The 19,399-nt window shown below is 56.5% G+C and carries 20 protein-coding genes; 6 read left to right on the top strand and 14 right to left on the bottom strand.

The window, feature by feature from the left end; all coding sequences use genetic code 11:
• Nucleotides 1-8: 8 nt before the first annotated feature.
• The 11 genes from QE396_RS20995 to QE396_RS20945 all read right to left on the bottom strand — a co-directional run bounded on the left by QE396_RS20995 (nt 9) and on the right by QE396_RS20945 (nt 8,790).
• Nucleotides 9-803, bottom strand: a complete 795-nt coding sequence (locus tag QE396_RS20995) for an SDR family oxidoreductase (protein ID WP_020883711.1) — start codon at nt 801-803, stop codon at nt 9-11.
• On the bottom strand, nt 787-1,557 hold the full coding sequence (locus QE396_RS20990) for an alpha/beta fold hydrolase (RefSeq protein ID WP_020883710.1): 771 nt from the start codon (nt 1,555-1,557) through the stop codon (nt 787-789). The genes QE396_RS20995 and QE396_RS20990 overlap by 17 nt, the downstream gene beginning before the upstream one ends.
• A 9-nt stretch (nt 1,558-1,566) precedes the next feature.
• Nucleotides 1,567-2,097 carry a cupin domain-containing protein gene (locus tag QE396_RS20985; RefSeq protein ID WP_020883709.1) on the bottom strand — a complete coding sequence of 177 codons (531 nt, stop codon included), beginning with the start codon at nt 2,095-2,097 and terminating at the stop codon, nt 1,567-1,569.
• Between the two features lie 10 nt (nt 2,098-2,107).
• Nucleotides 2,108-3,364 carry an MFS transporter gene (locus QE396_RS20980; RefSeq protein WP_020883708.1) on the bottom strand — a complete coding sequence of 419 codons (1,257 nt, stop codon included), beginning with the start codon at nt 3,362-3,364 and terminating at the stop codon, nt 2,108-2,110.
• A gap of 25 nt (nt 3,365-3,389) precedes the next feature.
• Nucleotides 3,390-4,577 (bottom strand): NAD(P)/FAD-dependent oxidoreductase, encoded by a 1,188-nt coding sequence (locus tag QE396_RS20975; RefSeq protein WP_020883707.1) that lies wholly within the window; start codon nt 4,575-4,577, stop codon nt 3,390-3,392.
• Nucleotides 4,574-5,500, bottom strand: coding sequence for a VOC family protein (locus QE396_RS20970; RefSeq protein ID WP_020883706.1), 927 nt, complete (start codon nt 5,498-5,500; stop codon nt 4,574-4,576). The genes QE396_RS20975 and QE396_RS20970 overlap by 4 nt, the downstream gene beginning before the upstream one ends.
• A 78-nt stretch (nt 5,501-5,578) precedes the next feature.
• Nucleotides 5,579-6,367 carry an IclR family transcriptional regulator gene (locus QE396_RS20965; RefSeq protein WP_020883705.1) on the bottom strand — a complete coding sequence of 263 codons (789 nt, stop codon included), beginning with the start codon at nt 6,365-6,367 and terminating at the stop codon, nt 5,579-5,581.
• 12 nt (nt 6,368-6,379) lie between these two features.
• Nucleotides 6,380-7,129, bottom strand: coding sequence for an SDR family oxidoreductase (locus QE396_RS20960; RefSeq protein WP_020883704.1), 750 nt, complete (start codon nt 7,127-7,129; stop codon nt 6,380-6,382).
• Nucleotides 7,129-8,151: an aromatic ring-hydroxylating dioxygenase subunit alpha gene (locus tag QE396_RS20955; RefSeq protein ID WP_020883703.1), complete on the bottom strand. Its 1,023-nt coding sequence runs from the start codon at nt 8,149-8,151 to the stop codon at nt 7,129-7,131. The genes QE396_RS20960 and QE396_RS20955 overlap by 1 nt, the downstream gene beginning before the upstream one ends.
• A gap of 10 nt (nt 8,152-8,161) precedes the next feature.
• Nucleotides 8,162-8,470, bottom strand: a complete 309-nt coding sequence (locus QE396_RS20950; protein ID WP_014171555.1) for a recombinase-like helix-turn-helix domain-containing protein — start codon at nt 8,468-8,470, stop codon at nt 8,162-8,164.
• Nucleotides 8,467-8,790 carry a non-heme iron oxygenase ferredoxin subunit gene (locus QE396_RS20945; RefSeq protein WP_020883702.1) on the bottom strand — a complete coding sequence of 108 codons (324 nt, stop codon included), beginning with the start codon at nt 8,788-8,790 and terminating at the stop codon, nt 8,467-8,469. The genes QE396_RS20950 and QE396_RS20945 overlap by 4 nt, the downstream gene beginning before the upstream one ends.
• Nucleotides 8,791-9,206: 416 nt before the next feature.
• On the opposite strand from QE396_RS20945, the gene QE396_RS20940 reads away from it, so the two are divergent.
• Entirely contained in the window at nt 9,207-10,418 is a 1,212-nt protein-coding gene (locus QE396_RS20940; RefSeq protein WP_020883701.1) for an MFS transporter, read from the top strand.
• 3 nt (nt 10,419-10,421) lie between these two features.
• Here QE396_RS20940 and speB read toward each other — a convergent pair whose 3' ends face one another.
• From speB to yqgB, 3 genes are all read right to left on the bottom strand, one after another.
• Entirely contained in the window at nt 10,422-11,342 is a 921-nt protein-coding gene (speB, locus tag QE396_RS20935) for an agmatinase (RefSeq protein WP_309952357.1), read from the bottom strand.
• Nucleotides 11,343-11,551: 209 nt separating this feature from the next.
• Entirely contained in the window at nt 11,552-13,528 is a 1,977-nt protein-coding gene (speA, locus tag QE396_RS20930) for a biosynthetic arginine decarboxylase (RefSeq protein ID WP_020883700.1), read from the bottom strand.
• A gap of 8 nt (nt 13,529-13,536) precedes the next feature.
• Nucleotides 13,537-13,668 carry an acid stress response protein YqgB gene (gene yqgB / locus QE396_RS20925; RefSeq protein ID WP_071605459.1) on the bottom strand — a complete coding sequence of 44 codons (132 nt, stop codon included), beginning with the start codon at nt 13,666-13,668 and terminating at the stop codon, nt 13,537-13,539.
• 662 nt (nt 13,669-14,330) lie between these two features.
• On the opposite strand from yqgB, the gene metK reads away from it, so the two are divergent.
• The 5 genes from metK (at nt 14,331) to rsmE (ending at nt 19,392) form a co-directional block, all read left to right on the top strand.
• Complete coding sequence (gene metK, locus QE396_RS20920; RefSeq protein WP_014171559.1) at nt 14,331-15,485, top strand: methionine adenosyltransferase; 1,155 nt, start codon at nt 14,331-14,333, stop codon at nt 15,483-15,485.
• A gap of 367 nt (nt 15,486-15,852) precedes the next feature.
• Nucleotides 15,853-17,250, top strand: coding sequence for a galactose/proton symporter (gene galP / locus QE396_RS20915; RefSeq protein ID WP_014171560.1), 1,398 nt, complete (start codon nt 15,853-15,855; stop codon nt 17,248-17,250).
• Between the two features lie 58 nt (nt 17,251-17,308).
• Nucleotides 17,309-17,806 carry a SprT family zinc-dependent metalloprotease gene (locus QE396_RS20910; RefSeq protein ID WP_032670169.1) on the top strand — a complete coding sequence of 166 codons (498 nt, stop codon included), beginning with the start codon at nt 17,309-17,311 and terminating at the stop codon, nt 17,804-17,806.
• 94 nt (nt 17,807-17,900) lie between these two features.
• Nucleotides 17,901-18,608, top strand: a complete 708-nt coding sequence (gene endA, locus QE396_RS20905) for a deoxyribonuclease I (protein ID WP_020883698.1) — start codon at nt 17,901-17,903, stop codon at nt 18,606-18,608.
• Between the two features lie 52 nt (nt 18,609-18,660).
• The gene (gene rsmE, locus QE396_RS20900; RefSeq protein ID WP_020883697.1) at nt 18,661-19,392 is read left to right on the top strand and encodes a 16S rRNA (uracil(1498)-N(3))-methyltransferase; all 732 of its coding nucleotides are present in this window, start codon (nt 18,661-18,663) and stop codon (nt 19,390-19,392) included.
• Nucleotides 19,393-19,399 lie beyond the last annotated feature (7 nt).

Raw genomic sequence — 19,399 nt, 5'->3', positions numbered from 1 at the left:
ATGTGTCCTTACAGATGACGGCAGAAGCCGCCGGAAACGTCCAGCGCCGCACCGGTGGTAAACGAAGCCAGCGGCGAAGCGAGGAACAGCAGAGCCTGCGCAGGCTCCTGCGGCTTACCGAGACGCGCCATCGGAATGCCGCGTTTGCGGGCAATATCCGCCGTCCACTGCGGCCAGCTCTGACTTTTATCCGACCGGTTCTCAAAGCGACGCCGCCACTGGCCGGATTCCACCATGCCAAGCAAAATGGAATTCACGCGGATACCCTTACTCACCAGCTCTTTCGAGAGCGTGAGCGTCATATTGAGCAGCGCGGCACGTGCTGCGGAGGTGGCAATCATGTGTTCCTCTGGCTGCAGCGCCAGCAGCGAGTTCACGCAGGTAATGGAGGCAATATCCGATTGCTCCAGCTGCGGCTGAAAAGCCTGCACGGGGTTAATCACCCCAAACAGTTTCAGTTCGGCTTCATGCAGCCAGGCCTCGCGCGGGGTGTCATTGAAGTGCGCCACATACCCCTGTCCGGCGTTATTAATCAGCAAGTCTGTCCCGCCAAAGCGGGACTTAACGGCCTGGGCAAAGGTCTGAACCTGGTCTGCGTCCAGCACGTCGCAGCGGTGAGAGAAAATCTCGCCATCAGGGAATTCGTTTTGCAGCGACGCATGCGCGCTGGCAAGCCGGTCCGGGTCGCGGCCACAGAACGCCACTTTTGCCCCCTCGCCCAGCAGCAAGCGCAGTGTTTCAAAACCAATGCCAGAAGAACCGCCGGTGACTACCGCTACGCGCCCGTCAATTTGTGCATTCATCGCGCACCTCTTCGTTGATACGTAAAAGCTGTTGATTAAAAAACGCGTCGTTATCGAGATAGCTGGCGTGCCCGGCCAGGGGAATCGCGGTAAACGGCATGCCGTAACGTAGCGCCAGCCCCTGAACCAGCTCAGGCTGGGTAATGGCGTCCTGCTCGCCGCACCAGACTTCAAAGTCACCGGCGTAACGCTTCAGCCAGCCGTGAATATCGTCATGTGCCAGCATCCATGCGGCAGCGAGGTAGCCTTCCGGGCGCAGTTTGCGCATGCCCGCCGCAACGGTGGCAATATCGTCCTCACGCGCGCCCGGGCGTAATAATTTAGCGGCCCGGGTTTGCGCCAGGATCTCGCCCCCAAGCGCCATCTGCTGCTCCCGGTTACGCCAGACCTGCTCGCGCTGCGCCGGCTCGGCCTGGCCGTAACCCTGCGCGGCATCGGCCAGTACCAGATGCAGTACGCGTTCGGGATACTTCGCCGCAAAGGCGCTTGCCACCAGCGCCCCAAGCGAATGCCCGACCAGAACGACCTGCCAGACGCCCGCGCGGTCCAGCATGGCCGCCAGCGCGTCGGCGTAATCCCCCGCGTTGGCGCGCTCAACCACCAGCATCGGGCTTTCGCCATAACCGGGCATGTCCCACGCCAGCACGCGAAAACCGTTCAGCGCCATCTGTTTATGCCAGGAGGCAGCGCCGGAGCTGATGCCGTGGAGCAGCATCAGCGGGATGCCGCTTCCCTGTTCACGAAAGCCCGTCATCGCGCCCCCTTAGTTCCGCTTCACTTTCGACAGCGGGTGATCGGCCGGATAGGTCGGGATTTCCGGCTTGTTGGTGCCGAGCATCACGCACATCAGCGCCTCTTCTTCACCATGATTGAACAGACCGCGATAGATGCCCGGCGGAACGGAGATCAGATCTCGTTCGCGCAGCACGGTTTCGGTGTAGTGATCGCCGTCCTGGATCATCAGCGTGATCTGCCCTTTAAGCATGAAGAACACCTCTTCCACGTCGTCATGCAGATGCAATGGTCCCTCGCACTTCGACGGCAGCACCATGGTGGAGAAGGTAAAGTGCTCAGCCGGCACGGTATTGGTATCGCTTGCCACGCCCGTCGCCCCGGTACCGATGTAGCGCATCTGCGCACGGCGGTATTTAGGATCGAAATCGGCCTGGAACTTCAGCGCGTTCCAGTCATATTTACGCCCTTCAAAGCGCGCAATGCGCGACTCGATCCACTCTTCCATGGTCAGATGGTCAGGTTTAATGCCTGGTTTTGCAGTTACGGTTGAATCAGTCATGACACTCTCCTCAGTAACGTCTCAGCAGCGGCAGTAACAGGACGCAGCCCACCGCCGCCATCACCGCCAGAAAAATCAGCCCGGAATCCATGCTGTGGGTGAAGGCGATCAACGCGCCCATCACCGCCGGCGACAGCGCGCCCGCAAAGTTTCCCAGCCCGTTGAAAATACCGCCCGCCGTCGCGCTCACCCGGGGATGGGTAGCCTTCGCCAGCAGTGCGAAAATGTTCGGCGCACCGGTGCCCCACATAAAGGTGCTAAAGCTCATCGCCGCGATAACGGCCAGCGGGGTATCAAGATGCATGACCGCCGTCAGGCCTAACCCCGCGCCAGCCATCGAGATAAAGCAGGCCACCGCGCGTTTATCGACCCGGTCAGAAAGCCATGCGCCAATCACCTCACCCGCCAGCATGGCGATAAACGGCATCGACGACAGCCAGCCCGCGTGTTCAAGATGAATGCCTTTCCCTTTAATCAGGTAGCCCGGCAGCCAGCCGTTGATCCCCCACAGGTAGGTGAGAAACGCGATGTTAAAGATGCAGATAATCCAGAAGTGCGGACTGACAAACAGCTCGCGCCGCGCGGCACGTCGTTCCTCCTGTGATTCGCGATCCGCAGCCGGTTTGGCACCCAGACGGATCCCGCGCAGGCCAATGCGCACGAACACCAGCACCGGCACGGTGAGCATCGCCATCACAAAGAAGGTGCTCTGCCAGCCGAAGGCATTCAGCAGCCAGATAGAGAGAGGGAAACCAATCGCCGCGCCTACCGGGGTACCCAGCAGCCACAACATGGTGGCTCGCGCCTGCAGATGCTGCGGGAAGTTATGCCGCACAATGGCAAACGCCAGCGGAAACAGCGGCCCTTCTGCCACGCCCAGCAAAATGCGCAGGACGATCATGATCGTGTAGTTATGGGTAAACCCCATGGCTACCATCAGCACGCACCACACCACCATCATGCCGGTGAGCAGGCGAAGCGGCGCAATCTTGTCCCCCAGTCCGCTTAAAAAGACCGATGAGAAGCCGTAGCTCAGCAGGAAGGCGCTCATCAGAATGCCGAGGCGCGTGGTGTCAAAATCAATGCCCATCGCCTGCTGGAAATGGCTGTCGGAAAAGAGCGCCGCAATGCTGATTTTGTCGAAAAATGCCAGCAGTACGCAGGCCAGCAATGACAGCGGGATGGCCCAGCGCACCGCTTTTTCGGGCGTGCGGGTGCCCTCACCGCTTGCCTCAACCGGCGCGGTGTTAGTCTCAAATGTAGTCATGTCTCCCCCTACGGGTGCGGGTTAGCTATCGCAATGACATCAGTGAAAAAGTCGGGTCAGCCAGCGGCACCGCGGACAGATCCCTTCCGGCAGCCATCCAGCGTTTCGCCAGCTTGACGGTACGCGCATCGTTGAACGCCACCAGCTGGGTCAGCCGTCCGTTTTCATCCAGTGAGAAAAACAGCGCATTATCCCGGGCAAGGGTTGTGCAGCCGGCCTGCGGAATACCGAGGATCTGAATGTTGTGCTGGTATTGATCCGACCACAGCCACGGCGCGTCGTCATAGCCGGGGGCACCGGGATTGAGCATCGCCTTTGCCGTGGCAACCGCCTGATTCTGGGCAAAGGCCCACGACTGAATACACAGCCCATAGTGATGGTGCTGGGCCACATCACCGGCAGCAAAAATAAACGGATCCGACGTTCGCCCCTGAGCGTCCACCACGATCCCGCGCTCAGTCTGCAGACCCGCATCGCGCGCCAGCTCCAGATTGAGATCAACACCGATCCCGACGACCACGGCATCAAAGGTTTCACGCTTGCCGTCACAGTGAATGACCGGCAGACCATTGTTATCTTCCAGCTCCAGCGTTCCGCAGCCGGTGCGGATATCCACGCCCTGTTCGCGGTGAAGTGTTTCCAGCTGCTGCGATACCTCGGCACTCACCGAACGCATGCACAGCGCGGGCTGCTGCTCAAACAGCGTCACGTCGACGCCACATTTACGCGCGGAGGCCGCAATCTCCAGGCCAATCCAGCCTCCGCCGATAATCGCCAGGTTTTGACTCTCTGCCAGGCGCGCCTTCAGCCGCTGTGCGTCCTGCCAGTGGCGCAGGGTATAGACCTGCGGGTGGGCCGCCCACGCGTCGCCCGGCAGACGCGCCCGACCACCGGTAGCGATCAAAAGAATGTTGTAACTAAGGCATTCACCGTTGCTTAAGCGCACCGTTTTCGCGTGACAATCGAGAGATTCCGCGCGCACCGGCCGGCACCATGTCAGGTTCAATGCCTGTTGCGCCGCTTCAGGAAAGAGACGCGGTAGCGGCGCGTCCGGCTCCAGTAACGCAGCCTTGGACAGCGGCGGGCGTTCGTAGAAATCCCACGCCTCTTCCGCCACGACGCAAATCTCGCCGTCGAAGCCTTCGTCACGCAGGGTTTTCGCCGCCCAGCCACCTGCCTGACCGCCGCCAATAATGACAATGCGCGAGGTCATACCGCCTCCGGCTTTTTCTGCTGACGGCGAGTGTCGTGGTCAATCCCACCCTCAACCGCCCACTCGGTGAACGACACCAGCGAATGTTCCAGCTCGCGCGGCTGCCAGTTTTCGGTGAGGTAATCATCGTTGGTGTAGTATTCAAACGCCCCGCCGGTTGGGCTGTTGACGTACCAGAAATAGGCCGAGGAGACCGGATGACGCCCCGGGCCAATAAAGGTGCTCCAGGCGTTTTTGTTCATCGCTATCCCACCGCCGATCACCTCGTGAATGTCGCGTACGGTAAAGGCCACGTGGTTCAGACCCCGCTTACGGTGAGGCAGCTGAAGAAGGAACAGGTTGTGATGCCCGCCGCGCACGCCACAGCGCAGGAACACCGCACGGTTGATGTAGCGGTCAGACACCTGGAACCCAAGCACCTCACGGTAGAACGTCTCCACCGCCGCCAGCTCCTCCACGAAGAACACCACGTGGCCCACGTTAATAGGCTGGGCGCGATCGTAGACCGGGCTTGGCGTGTCGATACGGCGGGCATCGCCCCACTGGTTAATCGGCTCGACGTTCAGCTCCACCGGCACCTGATGGCTGACCTGTACGCGCAGGGTCATGCCGTTCGGATCGCGGCACTCCAGCGTGTCGCCCACCTCACGAAAACCGGGTTGCTTCTCAAGCTTCGGGCGCAGCGCCTCCAGATCGTCCCGGGTGGCGACTGCCCAGGTCATCCGGCGCAACGTATTTCCTTCTTCAAACGCTGGCGGCAGGTCAGGGCTGTCGACAGGATTAAGCTCCACGCGCGCGCCGCTCAGGGTAGTAAAACGCTGGCCGCTGGCATCGCCCGTCAGGCCAAAATCACGCATAAATTTGGCGCAGTGCGTCAGGTTCTCGACGCCAAATTCCAGCTTTTCAATTCCGGTTATACACATCGTTCGTTGCCTCGTCTGGCCCAGATTGGGCGTAAAACATGCCCGACGCAATGAAGCGCCTGGCGTTAACCTGATGATTTAACTGGCCTGTGACAAATACCCTAAGAAGCCAGAAATTTTATCCGCCGCCATGCGGACATCGTTTTGCAGGCGCTCGCGATCGGTCTGCGGGATCTCCTCCGAAGGCACCAGAATGCTCACCACGGCTGCCACCCTTCCGCTGCGGTCATACACCGGATAAACGATGGAGGAGATGCCATGACGGAAGAAGGATTCGCCGATCACATAGCCGCGTGCTTTGTCCTGCTGCACCATCTGCCACAACGCTTCACGGTCGTGGATCTGGCCCGGCGTGTTGCCCGGCAGACGCTCGTGCGGGAACAGCTGTTCGAAATCGGCTCGCGAAATATCAGTCAGCAGCATGCGCCCCAGCGACGTGCAGTGCACCGGCAAACGGGTACCAATGCTCACCTGATTGATGCGAGAACCGGCGGCGCTGACGCGGGCGATATAGATGATGTCGCGCCCGTCGCGGATCGCCAGATGACTGCTGCACTGGCTGACGTCACGCAGCTGCTCGATGACCGGCTGACCGACCTGCGCCACATCCAGTGAGGCGATGTATTCAAAGCCCAGACGCAGGACGTTCATGCCAAGCGAGAAGGTATTGGTTCGCGTGTTGCGCTCCAGAAAACCCATGTATTCCAGCGTTTGTACCACGCGGTAGGCGGTGGCTTTCGGCATATCGACCAGCCTGTGCAGCTCGGCAAAGGTCAGTTCACGGTGCTGCTCGCCAAAGGCCAGCAGCAGCTGTAAGCCTCGCTCCAGCCCCGGCACCAGGTACTTCACTTCGTGATCGCTTGCCATAGTTGCTTTACCTCAGTTAAAGACAAAACCGCCGTTGACCGGAATCAGCTGGCCGGTGATAAACCGCGACAGATCGCTTAACAGCCAGACCACGCTGCCGGTGACGTCTTCCGGCTGCTGCGCCCCGGTGAGCGCCCGGCCGTTTTCGTAAAGCTGATGCCGCTCTGCAGGAACATATTCCGTCGCTTCGACGCGGGTTAAGCCCGGGGCGATGGCGTTAATACGAATGCGTTTTTCACCCAGCTCACGTGCCATTGAACGGGTCATGGCAATCACGGCACCCTTGCTGGCCACGTAGGCCATCAGGCGCGGCGCGCCCCACAGCGCGGTATCGGAAGCCACATTGACAATGGCTGCCCCTTCGCGCAGCAGCGGTACCGCATCCCGGGTAACCAGCCAGGTGCCTTTGACGTTAACGCTCATCACCCGGTCCCACAGATCCGGATCGTAATCAAGCATGTCCTTGCCGCCGACCCCGGTCGCCATCGCTGCGTTATTGACCAGACCGTCGATCGGTCCCTGTTCGCCAATGGCGCTGAACACCCGCGAAATGGAGAGCGGATCGGCCAGATCGATAACGTGTGATTCAATCGCATAGCCCTTCTCACTTAAGCCATGCGCGCTTTCAGCCAGCTCGCCCTGAAGGATGTCGCACATCACCACCGCCGCGCCCTGCTCTGCGCAGGCTTTCGCGAAATGAAAGCCCAGCCCACGCGCGGCACCGGTCACCACGATGCGTTTCCCGTTCAGCAGCCCATTCATCAGGCGGCTCCCTGTTGAGCTTCACGCGCCGCCAACTGCTCTTTCGCCGCTTTTTGCATCATGCGGCGCAGGCGCGAAAGGCCCACATCATGCTGGTAAAGGTATTCATGTTCCCGTGCATCTGGCGCCATGCTCTCCAGCACCACGCGGTCCTGCTCAAGGACTTCCCAGTGCAGTTTTTCCAGACGGTTACGGTACATGAAACGCCACATATCGCGCTGCCAGCCCTGCACGCGGCGGATACGCCAGAAGAAGACGCGGCAGTTATCGTTATCTTCCGGAACCACCATGCCAACAATGAAGAAGTGACCGCCCGGCCCGAAACGCTTCTTATAAGGAATGGACAAACGCATCCAGTAGGTGCCGCTGTTGCCCAGCTCAACCCAGTCGAAGTTGACGCCGCTCTGGCCTTTTTTCTCGAAGATAAACCCGGTTTTCGTCGGCTGCAGAACCATATCCGCTTTGCGATCCCCTTCCGCCATGGAGTGCGACGAAGAGTGCAGATAGGTGCCGTGCATCGGGTCCATCACATTTTCCAGTGCGTACTGGTAATTGCATTTCCACGCGGCGGTGCAGAGAAAATTGCTGTAGGCGTCGGTGTCAGCCAGTTCGTCCGGGAAGCTCAGTTCGTCGGGTTGCTGATCGGCGGTAACGCCAAACCAAAGGAAGATGGCCCCGTGTACTTCCTGCACGTTGTAGCTGCGCACACACTGCTGGCCGACCAGCGGACATTTGTCCACCGCAGGCACATCCTTCACTTCGCCGTTGCCCGCCACTTCCACGCCGTGATACCAGCAGGCGATACGATCGCCCAGATTCCAGCCCATCGACAGACGCGCGCCACGGTGCGGACAACGATCTTCCAGCGCCTGCACCTGGCCATCCTTGTTGCGCCAGACCACAATCTGTTCGCCCAGACGGGTGATCCCCACGGGCGCAGACTGAACTTCCCAGCTGGCCAGCACCGGGTACCAGAGGCCGCGCAGACCTTTATCAAGATAGTTTTGTACGGTAGTCGTCATCGCATTGCCCTCAGTAGCCGTTAACCTGTAAGAAAGCCTGGAAGCTGGCATCGCTCCATGGCTCGCCCTGCTGATCGTGCATACGTACCGCGTTCAGCCCGTTGACCAGTTCCGGCACGGTTTCAGCGCCCTGTTCGAAAAGGTCTTCCAGCGTGGAGATAAGCGTGATTTCCCAGTTTTCCGGTACGCGGCTGCGGGTCTGCCAGATCAGGTTCTGGTAATCACCGGGCTTATGGATGGCGCCGTTACCGCCCTCAGCCGGAGGGGTAAACTGACGGCTTTCCGGCAGCGCCGGGTTGAAGTTCAGACTTTCGCTCATGCCACTGTCTCCTCGACGAAGGTAATCTGGATCTGGTTTTCAAATACCCGAACCGGGTAACGATTGAGGTTACGTCCGCCAGGGCCGTGCAGGCACTGGCCGGTTTTGACATCGAAAACCGCCTCATGCAGCGGACATTCCACTTTACCGTCCTCGACGAAACCCTGACTCAGCAGCGCGTAAGCGTGCGGGCATACGTCTTCCAGCGCGAAATATTCGCCATCAATCAAATAAACGCCGATCTCTTTGCCCTCGACGTTACCGCTAAAAGGGAAATCTTCCTGTACTTGTTCTGCGTCACATACGCCTATCCAGCTCATCACGATCCTCCAGGCTTTTGTTTCATATATGAAACTCTGTTTCTTATTTAATACGGTCAATATAAAAGCGAAGAATGTTTCGTCAAGCGCGAATGTGACGAATTTGTTAATCAGTAGAGGTTTAATTAGCTAAGTGTGCAAGCGATCACGAAAAAATGCAGCGATATGAAATTTTCATTATTCAGGCGTGAATGAATACATTTTTTTGATGATCTTTTATTTTTTAAATAGAGATTGACTTCTTTTATTTTTATTCCTTAAAAATTATATGTGCGCATACCTCTGGTGTTTCACCTGTGAAACTTTAATTTAATTTATCTCATTAAAACAATGAGTTTCACAGGTGAATCATTTTAGTTACGTGACAATAACGTTCATAAAAAATATAAACAGACAGCACGATTAAGGCGGATTAAATGACGGCAAGATGGCAAGGCACGTTGGCACTTCTGGTGCTCATTATTATTTCCTACGTTGACCGCGTAAATATCTCGGTGATGATTTTAAACCCTGAATTTGCCGAACATTTTCAGCTAAATGAAAACAGAATGTTACAAGGAATGCTCATGACCTGCTTTTTGCTGGGTTATGGTTTTTCCGCTTTACTATTGACCCCAGTTATCGAAAGCAAATTACATTACCGACAGGGATTGTTAACCAGCATTGCGATATGGGCCGTGGTCTGCGCCATCTCGCCACTGCTGGGGTCGCTGATGGGCATGCTCATCGCCCGACTGATTTTGGGCATTGCCGAAGGCCCACTCTTTTCACTGAAAACACGCTTTATCAGCGATAACTTTAGCGCCGGGGAAATTGGTAAGCCCAACGCCATTACCGCGCTGGGCGTTTCACTGGGGCTGGCGGTAGGCTTTCCGCTGATCACCTGGCTGATGGCACACCTTGGCTGGGCGGGCTCATTTTATGCCCTCGCGGCGATCAATCTGGCGCTGGGTGGAGGGTTAATCTGGCGTTTCCTGCCGGCCCCTCAACATACGGAAAAGCGCCGAACGTCCGGGTTTGTGCAGACCTTTACGCTTGCCTGGCAGACGCCGCTTCTGGGCTGGATCCTGCTGGTTGAAATCGCCACGCTGAGTTATCTCTGGGGCAGCAGCGCCTGGCTTCCGGCCTGGCTGCGCGATGAACACCACTTCTCCCTGCACGCGACCGGCTTTCTCGCGGCTATCCCCTTTCTGCTGAGTCTTGGCTCAAAGTTTCTGGGCGGTGTGCTGCTCGACAAAATGCGCCCGGACAAGGCACCGCTGCTGTTTGTGGTGGGCGGGATCTTAACGGCGAGTTCCGTCGTCATGCTGATGCTGAGCCACCAGCCCGGCTGGCTGGCGCTGTTTATGCTCTCGGCCAATATTTTCTGGGGACTTCAGGGGGCGGCCATTCCGGCGGTTATCCAGCATCATGCGGTGCGGGAAGCCGTTGGCAGTGCCTACGGGATCATCAACGGGATTGGGAATATTTGCGCGGCGTTTATTCCGCTGCTGATGGGGATGGTGATGAAATCGGTGGGTTCAGTCAGCTCCGGTTTTTCGGTGCTGGTCGTCTCGCAGGTTATCACCCTGCTGGCAGGAGGCATGTTGCTGCTGCGCATGCGTCGCGCAGCAGCAATCCGGGCGTAAGGCTTATTCGCCTTTTTTCGCGGCCTGGATGTAGAGCATTTCCAGCGCGAGGGTGGCCGCTGCCAGAGCAGTGATCTCTGACTGGTCGTAAGCCGGAGCCACTTCCACCAAGTCCATACCCACGATGTTCAGATCCTTCAGGCCGCGCACCAGTTTGATGGCGCGGTCAGAGGTCAGGCCGCCGATCACCGGCGTGCCGGTGCCCGGGGCAAACGCCGGATCCAGACAGTCGATATCGAAGGTCAGGTAAACCGGCATATCGCCGACAATCTGTTTTACCTGAGCGATGATGTCATCCACGCCGCGATCGTTCACCTGGCCGGCATCCAGCACGGTGAAGCCATTGTCTTTATCAAACTCGGTACGGATACCGATCTGCACAGAGTGGTTTGGATCGATCAGACCTTCGTTTGGCGCGGTGAAGAACATGGTGCCATGGTCGAATTCACAGCCGTTCGCGTAGGTGTCGGTATGGGCATCAAAATGCACCAGCGCCATCTTACCGAAATGCTTCGCGTGAGCACGCAGCAGCGGCAGCGTGACGAAGTGGTCACCCCCGAAAGAGAGCATGCGTTTACCGGCAGCCAGCAGTTTTTCGGCATGGGCCTGCAGTTTTTCACTCATCTCGCGCGCGTCGCCAAAGGCGTACACCAGGTCACCGCAGTCAACCACGTTCAGGCGCTCGCGCATGTCGAAGTTCCACGGGAAGCGGTTGTGCTCCCAGGCCAGGTTAGTGGAGACCTGACGAATAGCTGCCGGACCATGACGGCCACCAGCACGGCCTGACGTGGCCATATCAAACGGCACGCCGGTGATCACCCAGTCAGCGTCACTGTCGTACGGCTGGAAGTTCATCGGGAGACGTAAAAAACCAAACGCGTTAGATACCAGAGAGTTATCGTACTGATGGCCTAAAGTGCTCATGTCCTGACCTCTTTAAAGTCGATACATTAAAAACAGATGAAAAAAAATCCCCTCCGCGTCGTTAAACCCGACGAGGAAGGGATTGATTTGTAAATCGCTTATTGGGGCGAATTATCGCCGCTAATTCATACGGGTTCAAGTGAGTATAGGCGAGGGTAGTGCCCCTTGCCCTCACGCCGCCCCTCTCCAACAGAGAGAGGCAGGTTTACTTACTCGTCTTCCAGATAGGTGTATCCGTAAAGACCCGCTTCAAACTCTTCCAGGAACTGCTGCTGCAGCGCATCGTCCAGACCGGTATTTTTCACCTGGTCACGGAACTGGGTCAGCAGCTTTTTCGGATCCAGCTGAACGTATTCGAGCATATCCGCCACGGTGTCCCCCTCGTCGGACAGCTCAACTTCCACGCTGCCGTCAGGGAAGACAAACACGTCAACCGCTTCGGTGTCACCGAACAGGTTATGCATGTTGCCGAGGATCTCCTGATAAGCACCGACCATGAAGAAGCCCAGCATCGGCGGGTTCTCCGGATCGTACTCTGGCATAGGCATCGTGGTCGCGATACCGTCGCCGTCGACGTAGTGATCGATAGCACCGTCGGAGTCGCAGGTGATGTCCAGCAGCACCGCACGACGTTCCGGGGCGTGGTTCAGCCCTTCCAGCGGCAGAACCGGGAACAGCTGATCGATACCCCAGGCATCCGGCATCGACTGGAACAGCGAGAAGTTGACGTACATTTTATCCGCCATGCGCTCCTGCAGTTCGTCAATAATCGGACGGTGAGCACGGTTGCTCGGATCCAGCTGCTGCTGTACGTCGTGGCACATGTTCAGATAAAGCTGCTCTGCCCATGCGCGTTCCTGCAGGCTGAACGTGCCCGATGAATACCCCACATGAATATCATGCAGATCCATCTGGCTGTCGTGCAGCCACTCGCGCAGCGAACGGCGGGTACCCGGCTCGTGCATCTCCTGCCAGGTCTCCCACATGCTTTGCAGCGCACGAGGCGCGTCCTCAGCCGGCGGGGTTACCTCGGAAATTTCACTGCGTTCAACGCCGATAATGTTCGATACCAGCACGGTGTGGTGTGCGGTAACCGCGCGGCCAGACTCGGTGATCACCGTTGGGTGCGGCAGGCCGTGCTCTTCACAGGCATCGCCAATCGCCCAGATGATGTTATTGGCATATTCGTTCAGGCCGTAGTTCACGGAGCAGTCGGACTGCGAGCGGGTACCTTCATAATCCACGCCCAGACCACCGCCCACGTCGAAGCACTGAATGTTTACGCCAAGCTTGTGCAGCTCAACGTAAAAACGTGCTGATTCGCGTACGCCGGTGGCGATGTCGCGAATGTTGGCCATCTGCGAGCCGAGGTGGAAGTGCAACAGCTGAATGCTGTCCAGACGACCACGCTCACGCAGAATCTCAACCAGCTGCAGAACCTGGGTCGCCGCGAGACCAAATTTGGATTTTTCGCCGCCTGAGGACTGCCACTTACCGGAGCCCTGCGACGCCAGACGCGCACGCACGCCCAGACGCGGGATAACGTTCAGACGCTCCGCCTCTTCCAGCACGATAGCGATCTCTGTCATCTTCTCGATAACCAGATAGACCTTGTGGCCCATCTTTTCGCCAATCAGCGCCAGACGAATGTATTCACGGTCTTTATAACCGTTACAGACGATCACCGAACGGGTCATGCCAGCATGTGCCAGCACGGCCATCAGCTCCGCTTTGGAACCCGCTTCCAGGCCCAGCGGTTCACCGGAGTGGATCAGGGATTCAATCACGCGGCGGTGCTGGTTCACCTTGATAGGGTAAACCAGGAAGTAATCGCCTTTATAGCCGTAAGATTCACGCGCGCGTTTAAACGCGGCGTTAATGGAACGCAGACGATGTTGCAGGATCTGCGGGAAGCAGAACAGTGCAGGCAAACGCTGGCCCTGCGCCTCGCGTGCTTTCACCAGTTTGGCGAGATCCACGCGCGCTTCAGGAACGTCAGGATCCGGGCAAACGCTGATATGGCCCAGTTCGTTGACGTCGTAGTAGTTATTGCCCCACCAGGCAATATTGTAAGTGCGCAGCATCTTGCTGGCTTCCTGGGAGCTCATCGCAACCTCCTGCATGGAACGTAGTACACCCTGTTCGCCCGCTGACGAAGGCGAAAGCGAAGACATGTCGTCAGACATAGCGAACCTCAACTCTTTGTATTAAGTGTAAAACAGTTGACTACTATCGCAGCGTTATACGGCGATAACAACCCATAAACGGATCCATTTCCCAGCAGACTATGCTGAAAACCAGACCGTGCGACCGGTTTCATATTCATATCATTGTAAACACGTGTCCGAACTTAATTATGACAACGTTCGGCGAAACCACGAGAAAACTCTTGTCTTAACAAGAGCGCCCTTGTTCAGTTTTCACAAAGCGTGACCGGCCCTGGAATCCTGAGAAGCCCCGAGATGGGTATAACATCGGCAGGTTTGCAGATTAGAAATGCGGGTTGCGGGAATCAAATACGCGCCAGAACGGCTGCGCTGAATTAGCGGAAAACACTGGTTCATTATCTCGTATCACCTCCACGGCCGCTCCTGCTGAAACGGACCACAAGCCAAAGCTAAAAGTTCACTGCTTAACCCGGCTGGAAGTGGCGACACGATGAGTTCATCGAGCGCTTATTGGTATGAGCCGCGCGCCGCGTTTTATACCGAGAACAGGGGTAAATTGCAAAAGATAAATGCGCGGGTTGCCAGCCCCGTCAGGAAAAATTTCCAGCAGCGAATTCAACTCAGTGAGAGGTTAGTCAAAAAAAACTGGAAATCGGGCGAAGAACTGACCTAAAATAGCCATCCAGATGTTAATCCATCCATACTGATTAACACTCAGACTGCCAGTGTCATTAACCTGCAGGCCTTGGTAGAATTATCTCCTTTGGCTATTCCACACAGCAGCTTGAGCTAAACAAATTCCTTTTAGGTGAAATAAAACATGGCAAAACACCTGTTTACGTCCGAGTCCGTATCAGAAGGACATCCAGATAAAATTGCTGACCAAATCTCCGATGCGGTGCTTGATGCGATCCTGACGCAGGATCCAAAAGCGCGCGTCGCGTGTGAAACCTACGTCAAAACCGGCATGGTTCTGGTTGGCGGTGAGATCACCACCAGCGCATGGGTGGATATCGAAGAGATCACCCGTAACACGGTTCGTGAGATCGGTTATGTCCATTCTGATATGGGCTTTGATGCCAACTCTTGCGCGGTACTGAGCGCAATTGGCAAACAGTCTCCGGACATCAACCAGGGCGTTGACCGTGCCGATCCGCTGGAACAGGGCGCGGGCGACCAGGGCCTGATGTTTGGTTATGCAACCAACGAAACTGACGTGCTGATGCCAGCGCCAGTGACCTACGCACACCGTCTGGTGCAGCGTCAGGCTGAAGTGCGCAAGAATGGCACCCTGCCGTGGCTGCGTCCTGATGCGAAAAGCCAGGTGACCTTCCAGTACGACGACGGCAAAATCGTCGGTATTGACGCGGTCGTTCTGTCTACTCAGCATTCCGAAGAGATCGACCAGAAATCCCTGCAGGAAGCAGTGATGGAAGAGATCATCAAGCCGGTTCTGCCAACTGAATGGCTGAGCTCCGCAACCAAATACTTCATCAACCCAACCGGACGCTTTGTTATCGGCGGCCCAATGGGTGACTGCGGTCTGACCGGCCGTAAAATCATCGTTGATACCTACGGCGGCATGGCACGTCACGGTGGCGGTGCCTTCTCCGGTAAAGATCCGTCTAAAGTTGACCGTTCTGCTGCGTATGCTGCGCGTTATGTTGCGAAAAACATCGTTGCTGCTGGCCTGGCTGACCGCTGTGAGATTCAGGTTTCCTACGCTATCGGCGTGGCTGAACCGACCTCCATCATGGTTGAAACCTTTGGTACCGAGAAAGTGCCATCCGAGCAACTGACGCTGCTAGTGCGCGAGTTCTTCGACCTGCGCCCATACGGTCTGATTCAGATGCTGGATCTGCTGCACCCAATCTACAAAGAAACCGCTGCATACGGTCACTTTGGTCGTGAACATTTCCCATGGGAAAAAACCGACAAAGCCGCTCTGCTGCGTGAAGCTGCCGGTCTGAAATAATCGACTGACAGCGAATGTTAAAAAAGGCCAGCCCCGTGCTGGCCTTTTGCTTTTGTCAGCCAGAGAGCCTGACATTGCGCTTTGCGTGAAACCGATTACACCCCACCCGATATACCCCGCTTTCAGAATAATCTCTTTGCATGATCGCATGTCTTATGCTGTTACATTTCCTTTCAGTTAAGTCTGAAATTCATTCAAACGCGATGCACATCAACTAATTTACCTCTATATTTTCAAAGCTTTAATTTTATTTACGGTTGCACACCAGTGTAACCGATTACACCAATGTGATTTATCTCACATATTTATACGGGTTGCTCACTTACCCTTAACATCGATAAAACTGATAACCCAACTGGAGGGCATAATGCCTGACAATAAAAAACAGGGGCGTACGTCCAATAAGGCGATGACATTTTTCGTCTGCTTCCTCGCCGCCCTGGCAGGATTACTTTTTGGCCTGGACATTGGCGTGATTGCCGGTGCGTTACCCTTTATCACTGAAGAGTTCCAGATAAGCGCTCACACCCAGGAGTGGGTAGTAAGTTCCATGATGTTTGGTGCGGCCGTGGGTGCCGTGGGCAGCGGCTGGCTCTCTTTCAGGCTGGGCCGCAAAAAGAGCCTGATGATCGGTGCAATCCTGTTTGTTGCCGGTTCGCTCTTCTCAGCAGCGGCTCCAAACGTTGAGGTATTGCTGCTTTCTCGCGTGCTGCTTGGTCTGGCCGTGGGTGTGGCGTCGTATACCGCCCCACTCTATCTCTCTGAAATCGCACCCGAGAAAATCCGTGGCAGTATGATTTCGATGTACCAGCTGATGATCACCATCGGCATCCTCGGAGCTTACCTTTCCGATACCGCGTTCAGCTACAGCGGCGCATGGCGCTGGATGCTTGGCGTGATCATTATCCCTGCCATTCTGCTGCTGATTGGCGTTTTCTTCCTGCCGGACAGCCCACGCTGGTTTGCAGCGAAGCGTCGTTTCGTCGATGCCGAACGCGTGCTGCTGCGACTGCGCGATACCAGCGCGGAAGCGAAAAACGAACTGGAAGAGATCCGCGAGAGCCTGAAGGTAAAACAGTCAGGCTGGGCGCTGTTTAAAGAAAACAGCAACTTCCGTCGTGCGGTATTCCTGGGCGTGCTCCTGCAGGTGATGCAGCAGTTCACCGGGATGAACGTCATCATGTACTACGCGCCAAAAATCTTTGAACTGGCGGGGTATACCAACACCACCGAGCAGATGTGGGGGACCGTCATCGTTGGGCTGACCAACGTTCTGGCGACCTTTATCGCTATCGGTCTGGTGGACCGCTGGGGCCGTAAGCCAACCCTGACGCTGGGCTTCCTGGTGATGGCCGCCGGTATGGGTGTTCTCGGCACGATGATGCACGTGGGGATTCACTCTCCAACCGCCCAGTATTTCGCAGTGGGCATGCTGCTGATGTTCATCGTCGGGTTTGCGATGAGCGCCGGTCCGCTGATTTGGGTGCTGTGCTCTGAAATCCAGCCGCTGAAAGGGCGTGATTTCGGTATCACCTGCTCCACCGCGACCAACTGGATTGCCAACATGATTGTCGGTGCGACGTTCCTGACCATGCTCAATACGCTGGGCAACGCGAACACCTTCTGGGTCTACTCCGGCCTGAACATCTTCTTTATTGTTCTGACGCTGTGGCTGGTTCCTGAAACCAAACACGTGTCACTGGAACATATTGAACGTAACCTGATGAAGGGTCGTCCACTGCGCGAGATTGGCGCACACGACTAATTCTCTGGCGGGAGGTGCCTCTTGCACCTCCCCGCTTCGCGCTTTATGCTCTGCCCCTATGAAAGCACCCCGTCTCCCCATCGCCCTTCAGCAAGCCGTTATGCGCAGCCTGCGGGAAAAACTCGCCCAGGCCAACCTGAAACTCGGCCGGAATTACCCTGAGCCGAAACTCGTCTATCAACAGCGTGGCACGGCGGCGGGCACAGCGTGGCTCGAATCTTATGAGATCCGTCTGAACCCGGTGCTGATGCTGGAAAATCAGCAGGCGTTTATTGAGGAAGTGGTGCCGCACGAGCTGGCGCACCTGCTGGTATGGAAACACTTTGGCCGCGTGGCACCCCACGGCAAAGAGTGGAAGTGGATGATGGAAGCCGTGCTGGGCGTTCCGGCACGCAGAACCCATCAGTTTGAACTTGAGTCGGTACGCCGCAATACCTTCCCCTACCGCTGCCAGTGTCAGCAGCATCAGCTTACCGTCCGCCGTCATAATCGCGTGGTGCGCGGCGAGGCCACCTACCGTTGCGTCAAATGTGGTGAACCGCTGGTCGCGGAATAACCAACTGAACTTTCAGGAACTTTCCTGATCTGACTGATTGCATACAGGAACAACATTCGTTACGTTGCGGGCTCGTTTTGACACGGAGTGTAAGATGTCCCGTAATTTTTCTCTCGCGGTCGCTTTTCTGGCGACAGCACTCTCCGGCCAGGCTCTGGCCGACGGTATTAACAGTTTCTCCCAGGCAAAAGCGGCAGGCGTAAAGGTCAACGCGGATGTTCCCGGTGATTTTTATTGCGGTTGTAAGATTAACTGGCAGGGTAAAAAAGGGATCGTTGATCTCGAATCCTGCGGCTATAAAGTGCGTAAGAATGAAAACCGCGCCAGCCGCATCGAGTGGGAACATGTGGTGCCGGCATGGCAGTTTGGCCACCAGCGTCAGTGCTGGCAGGATGGCGGTCGTAAAAATTGCGCCAAAGATCCGGTCTATCGCCAGATGGAAAGCGATATGCACAACCTGCAACCCGCGGTTGGCGAGGTGAATGGCGATCGCGGCAACTTTATGTACAGCCAGTGGAACGGCGGAGAGGGTCAGTACGGCCAGTGCGGCATGAAGGTTGATTTTAAAGAGAAAGTCGCTGAGCCCCCAGCCCGCGCGCGCGGCAGTATCGCCCGCACCTATTTCTATATGCGTGACCGTTACGACCTCAACCTTTCCCGCCAGCAGACGCAGCTGTTCAACGCATGGGACAAGCAATATCCGGTGACGGAATGGGAATGCCAGCGTGACGCGCGCATCGCGAAAGTTCAGGGTAATCACAACCCTTACGTCCAGCGGGCTTGCCAGGCGCAAAAGAGCTAACCTACACTAGCGGCAATTCGCTTACACCGCATGACATATGGAATTTCTGACTATGCGCATTCCTCGCATCTACCACCCTGAGCTGATTACCGTCGGCCGCGAAATTGCCCTCTCTGACGATGCCGCCAACCATGTTGGTCGCGTACTGCGCATGGGAGCAGGACAAGCTATTCAGCTGTTTGATGGTTCTAATCAGGTTTTCGACGCGGAAATTACGCGTGCTGATAAAAAAAGCGTGCACGTAACGATATTGCGCGGCGAAGTGGATGACCGTGAATCTCCGCTGCACATACACCTGGGACAGGTGATGTCGCGCGGAGAAAAGATGGAATTCACCATCCAGAAATCCATTGAACTGGGTGTAAGCCTCATTACGCCACTTTTTTCTGAGCGCTGTGGCGTTAAACTGGATGCGGAACGTCTGAATAAAAAGATCCAGCAGTGGCAGAAAATTGCCATTGCTGCCTGTGAACAGAGTGGCCGCAACCGTATTCCGGAGATCCGCCCGGCGATGGATCTGGAGGACTGGTGTGCTGAAGAGGAAAGCGGGCTGAAGCTCAATCTCCATCCACGCGCCAGCGCCAGCATCAATACGCTGCCGCTACCCGTTGAACGTGTTCGCCTGCTAATTGGTCCGGAAGGCGGCTTGTCCGCTGACGAAATTGCCATGACGGCGCGTTACCAGTTTACTGATATTCTGTTGGGACCTCGCGTTCTGCGTACTGAGACAACGGCACTCACAGCCATTACCGCGCTACAGGTGCGTTTTGGCGATCTGGGTTAACGCTAAG

Source organism: Enterobacter sp. SORGH_AS_0287, assembly GCF_031453695.1.
Classification (GTDB): Bacteria; Pseudomonadota; Gammaproteobacteria; order Enterobacterales; family Enterobacteriaceae; genus Enterobacter; species Enterobacter ludwigii.
This window is presented reverse-complemented; position numbering and strand designations above follow the sequence as displayed.

Bases quoted from the DNA above. Each gene is read 5' to 3' on its own strand.
- speB (WP_309952357.1), bottom strand. From the start codon at position 11,342: ATGAGCACTTTAGGCCATCAGTACGATAACTCTCTGGTATCTAACGCG.
- QE396_RS20950 (WP_014171555.1), bottom strand. From the start codon at position 8,470: ATGAGCGAAAGTCTGAACTTCAACCCGGCGCTGCCGGAAAGCCGTCAG.
- QE396_RS20975 (WP_020883707.1), bottom strand. From the start codon at position 4,577: ATGACCTCGCGCATTGTCATTATTGGCGGCGGTCAGGCAGGTGGCTGG.
- QE396_RS20965 (WP_020883705.1), bottom strand. From the start codon at position 6,367: ATGGCAAGCGATCACGAAGTGAAGTACCTGGTGCCGGGGCTGGAGCGA.
- yqgB (WP_071605459.1), bottom strand. From the start codon at position 13,668: ATGAATATGAAACCGGTCGCACGGTCTGGTTTTCAGCATAGTCTGCTG.
- QE396_RS20940 (WP_020883701.1), top strand. From the start codon at position 9,207: ATGACGGCAAGATGGCAAGGCACGTTGGCACTTCTGGTGCTCATTATT.
- QE396_RS20955 (WP_020883703.1), bottom strand. From the start codon at position 8,151: ATGACGACTACCGTACAAAACTATCTTGATAAAGGTCTGCGCGGCCTC.
- QE396_RS20995 (WP_020883711.1), bottom strand. From the start codon at position 803: ATGAATGCACAAATTGACGGGCGCGTAGCGGTAGTCACCGGCGGTTCT.
- metK (WP_014171559.1), top strand. From the start codon at position 14,331: ATGGCAAAACACCTGTTTACGTCCGAGTCCGTATCAGAAGGACATCCA.
- QE396_RS20985 (WP_020883709.1), bottom strand. From the start codon at position 2,097: ATGACTGATTCAACCGTAACTGCAAAACCAGGCATTAAACCTGACCAT.
- QE396_RS20980 (WP_020883708.1), bottom strand. From the start codon at position 3,364: ATGACTACATTTGAGACTAACACCGCGCCGGTTGAGGCAAGCGGTGAG.
- QE396_RS20910 (WP_032670169.1), top strand. From the start codon at position 17,309: ATGAAAGCACCCCGTCTCCCCATCGCCCTTCAGCAAGCCGTTATGCGC.
- QE396_RS20970 (WP_020883706.1), bottom strand. From the start codon at position 5,500: ATGTGTATAACCGGAATTGAAAAGCTGGAATTTGGCGTCGAGAACCTG.
- rsmE (WP_020883697.1), top strand. From the start codon at position 18,661: ATGCGCATTCCTCGCATCTACCACCCTGAGCTGATTACCGTCGGCCGC.
- galP (WP_014171560.1), top strand. From the start codon at position 15,853: ATGCCTGACAATAAAAAACAGGGGCGTACGTCCAATAAGGCGATGACA.
- QE396_RS20945 (WP_020883702.1), bottom strand. From the start codon at position 8,790: ATGAGCTGGATAGGCGTATGTGACGCAGAACAAGTACAGGAAGATTTC.
- QE396_RS20960 (WP_020883704.1), bottom strand. From the start codon at position 7,129: ATGAATGGGCTGCTGAACGGGAAACGCATCGTGGTGACCGGTGCCGCG.
- speA (WP_020883700.1), bottom strand. From the start codon at position 13,528: ATGTCTGACGACATGTCTTCGCTTTCGCCTTCGTCAGCGGGCGAACAG.
- endA (WP_020883698.1), top strand. From the start codon at position 17,901: ATGTCCCGTAATTTTTCTCTCGCGGTCGCTTTTCTGGCGACAGCACTC.
- QE396_RS20990 (WP_020883710.1), bottom strand. From the start codon at position 1,557: ATGACGGGCTTTCGTGAACAGGGAAGCGGCATCCCGCTGATGCTGCTC.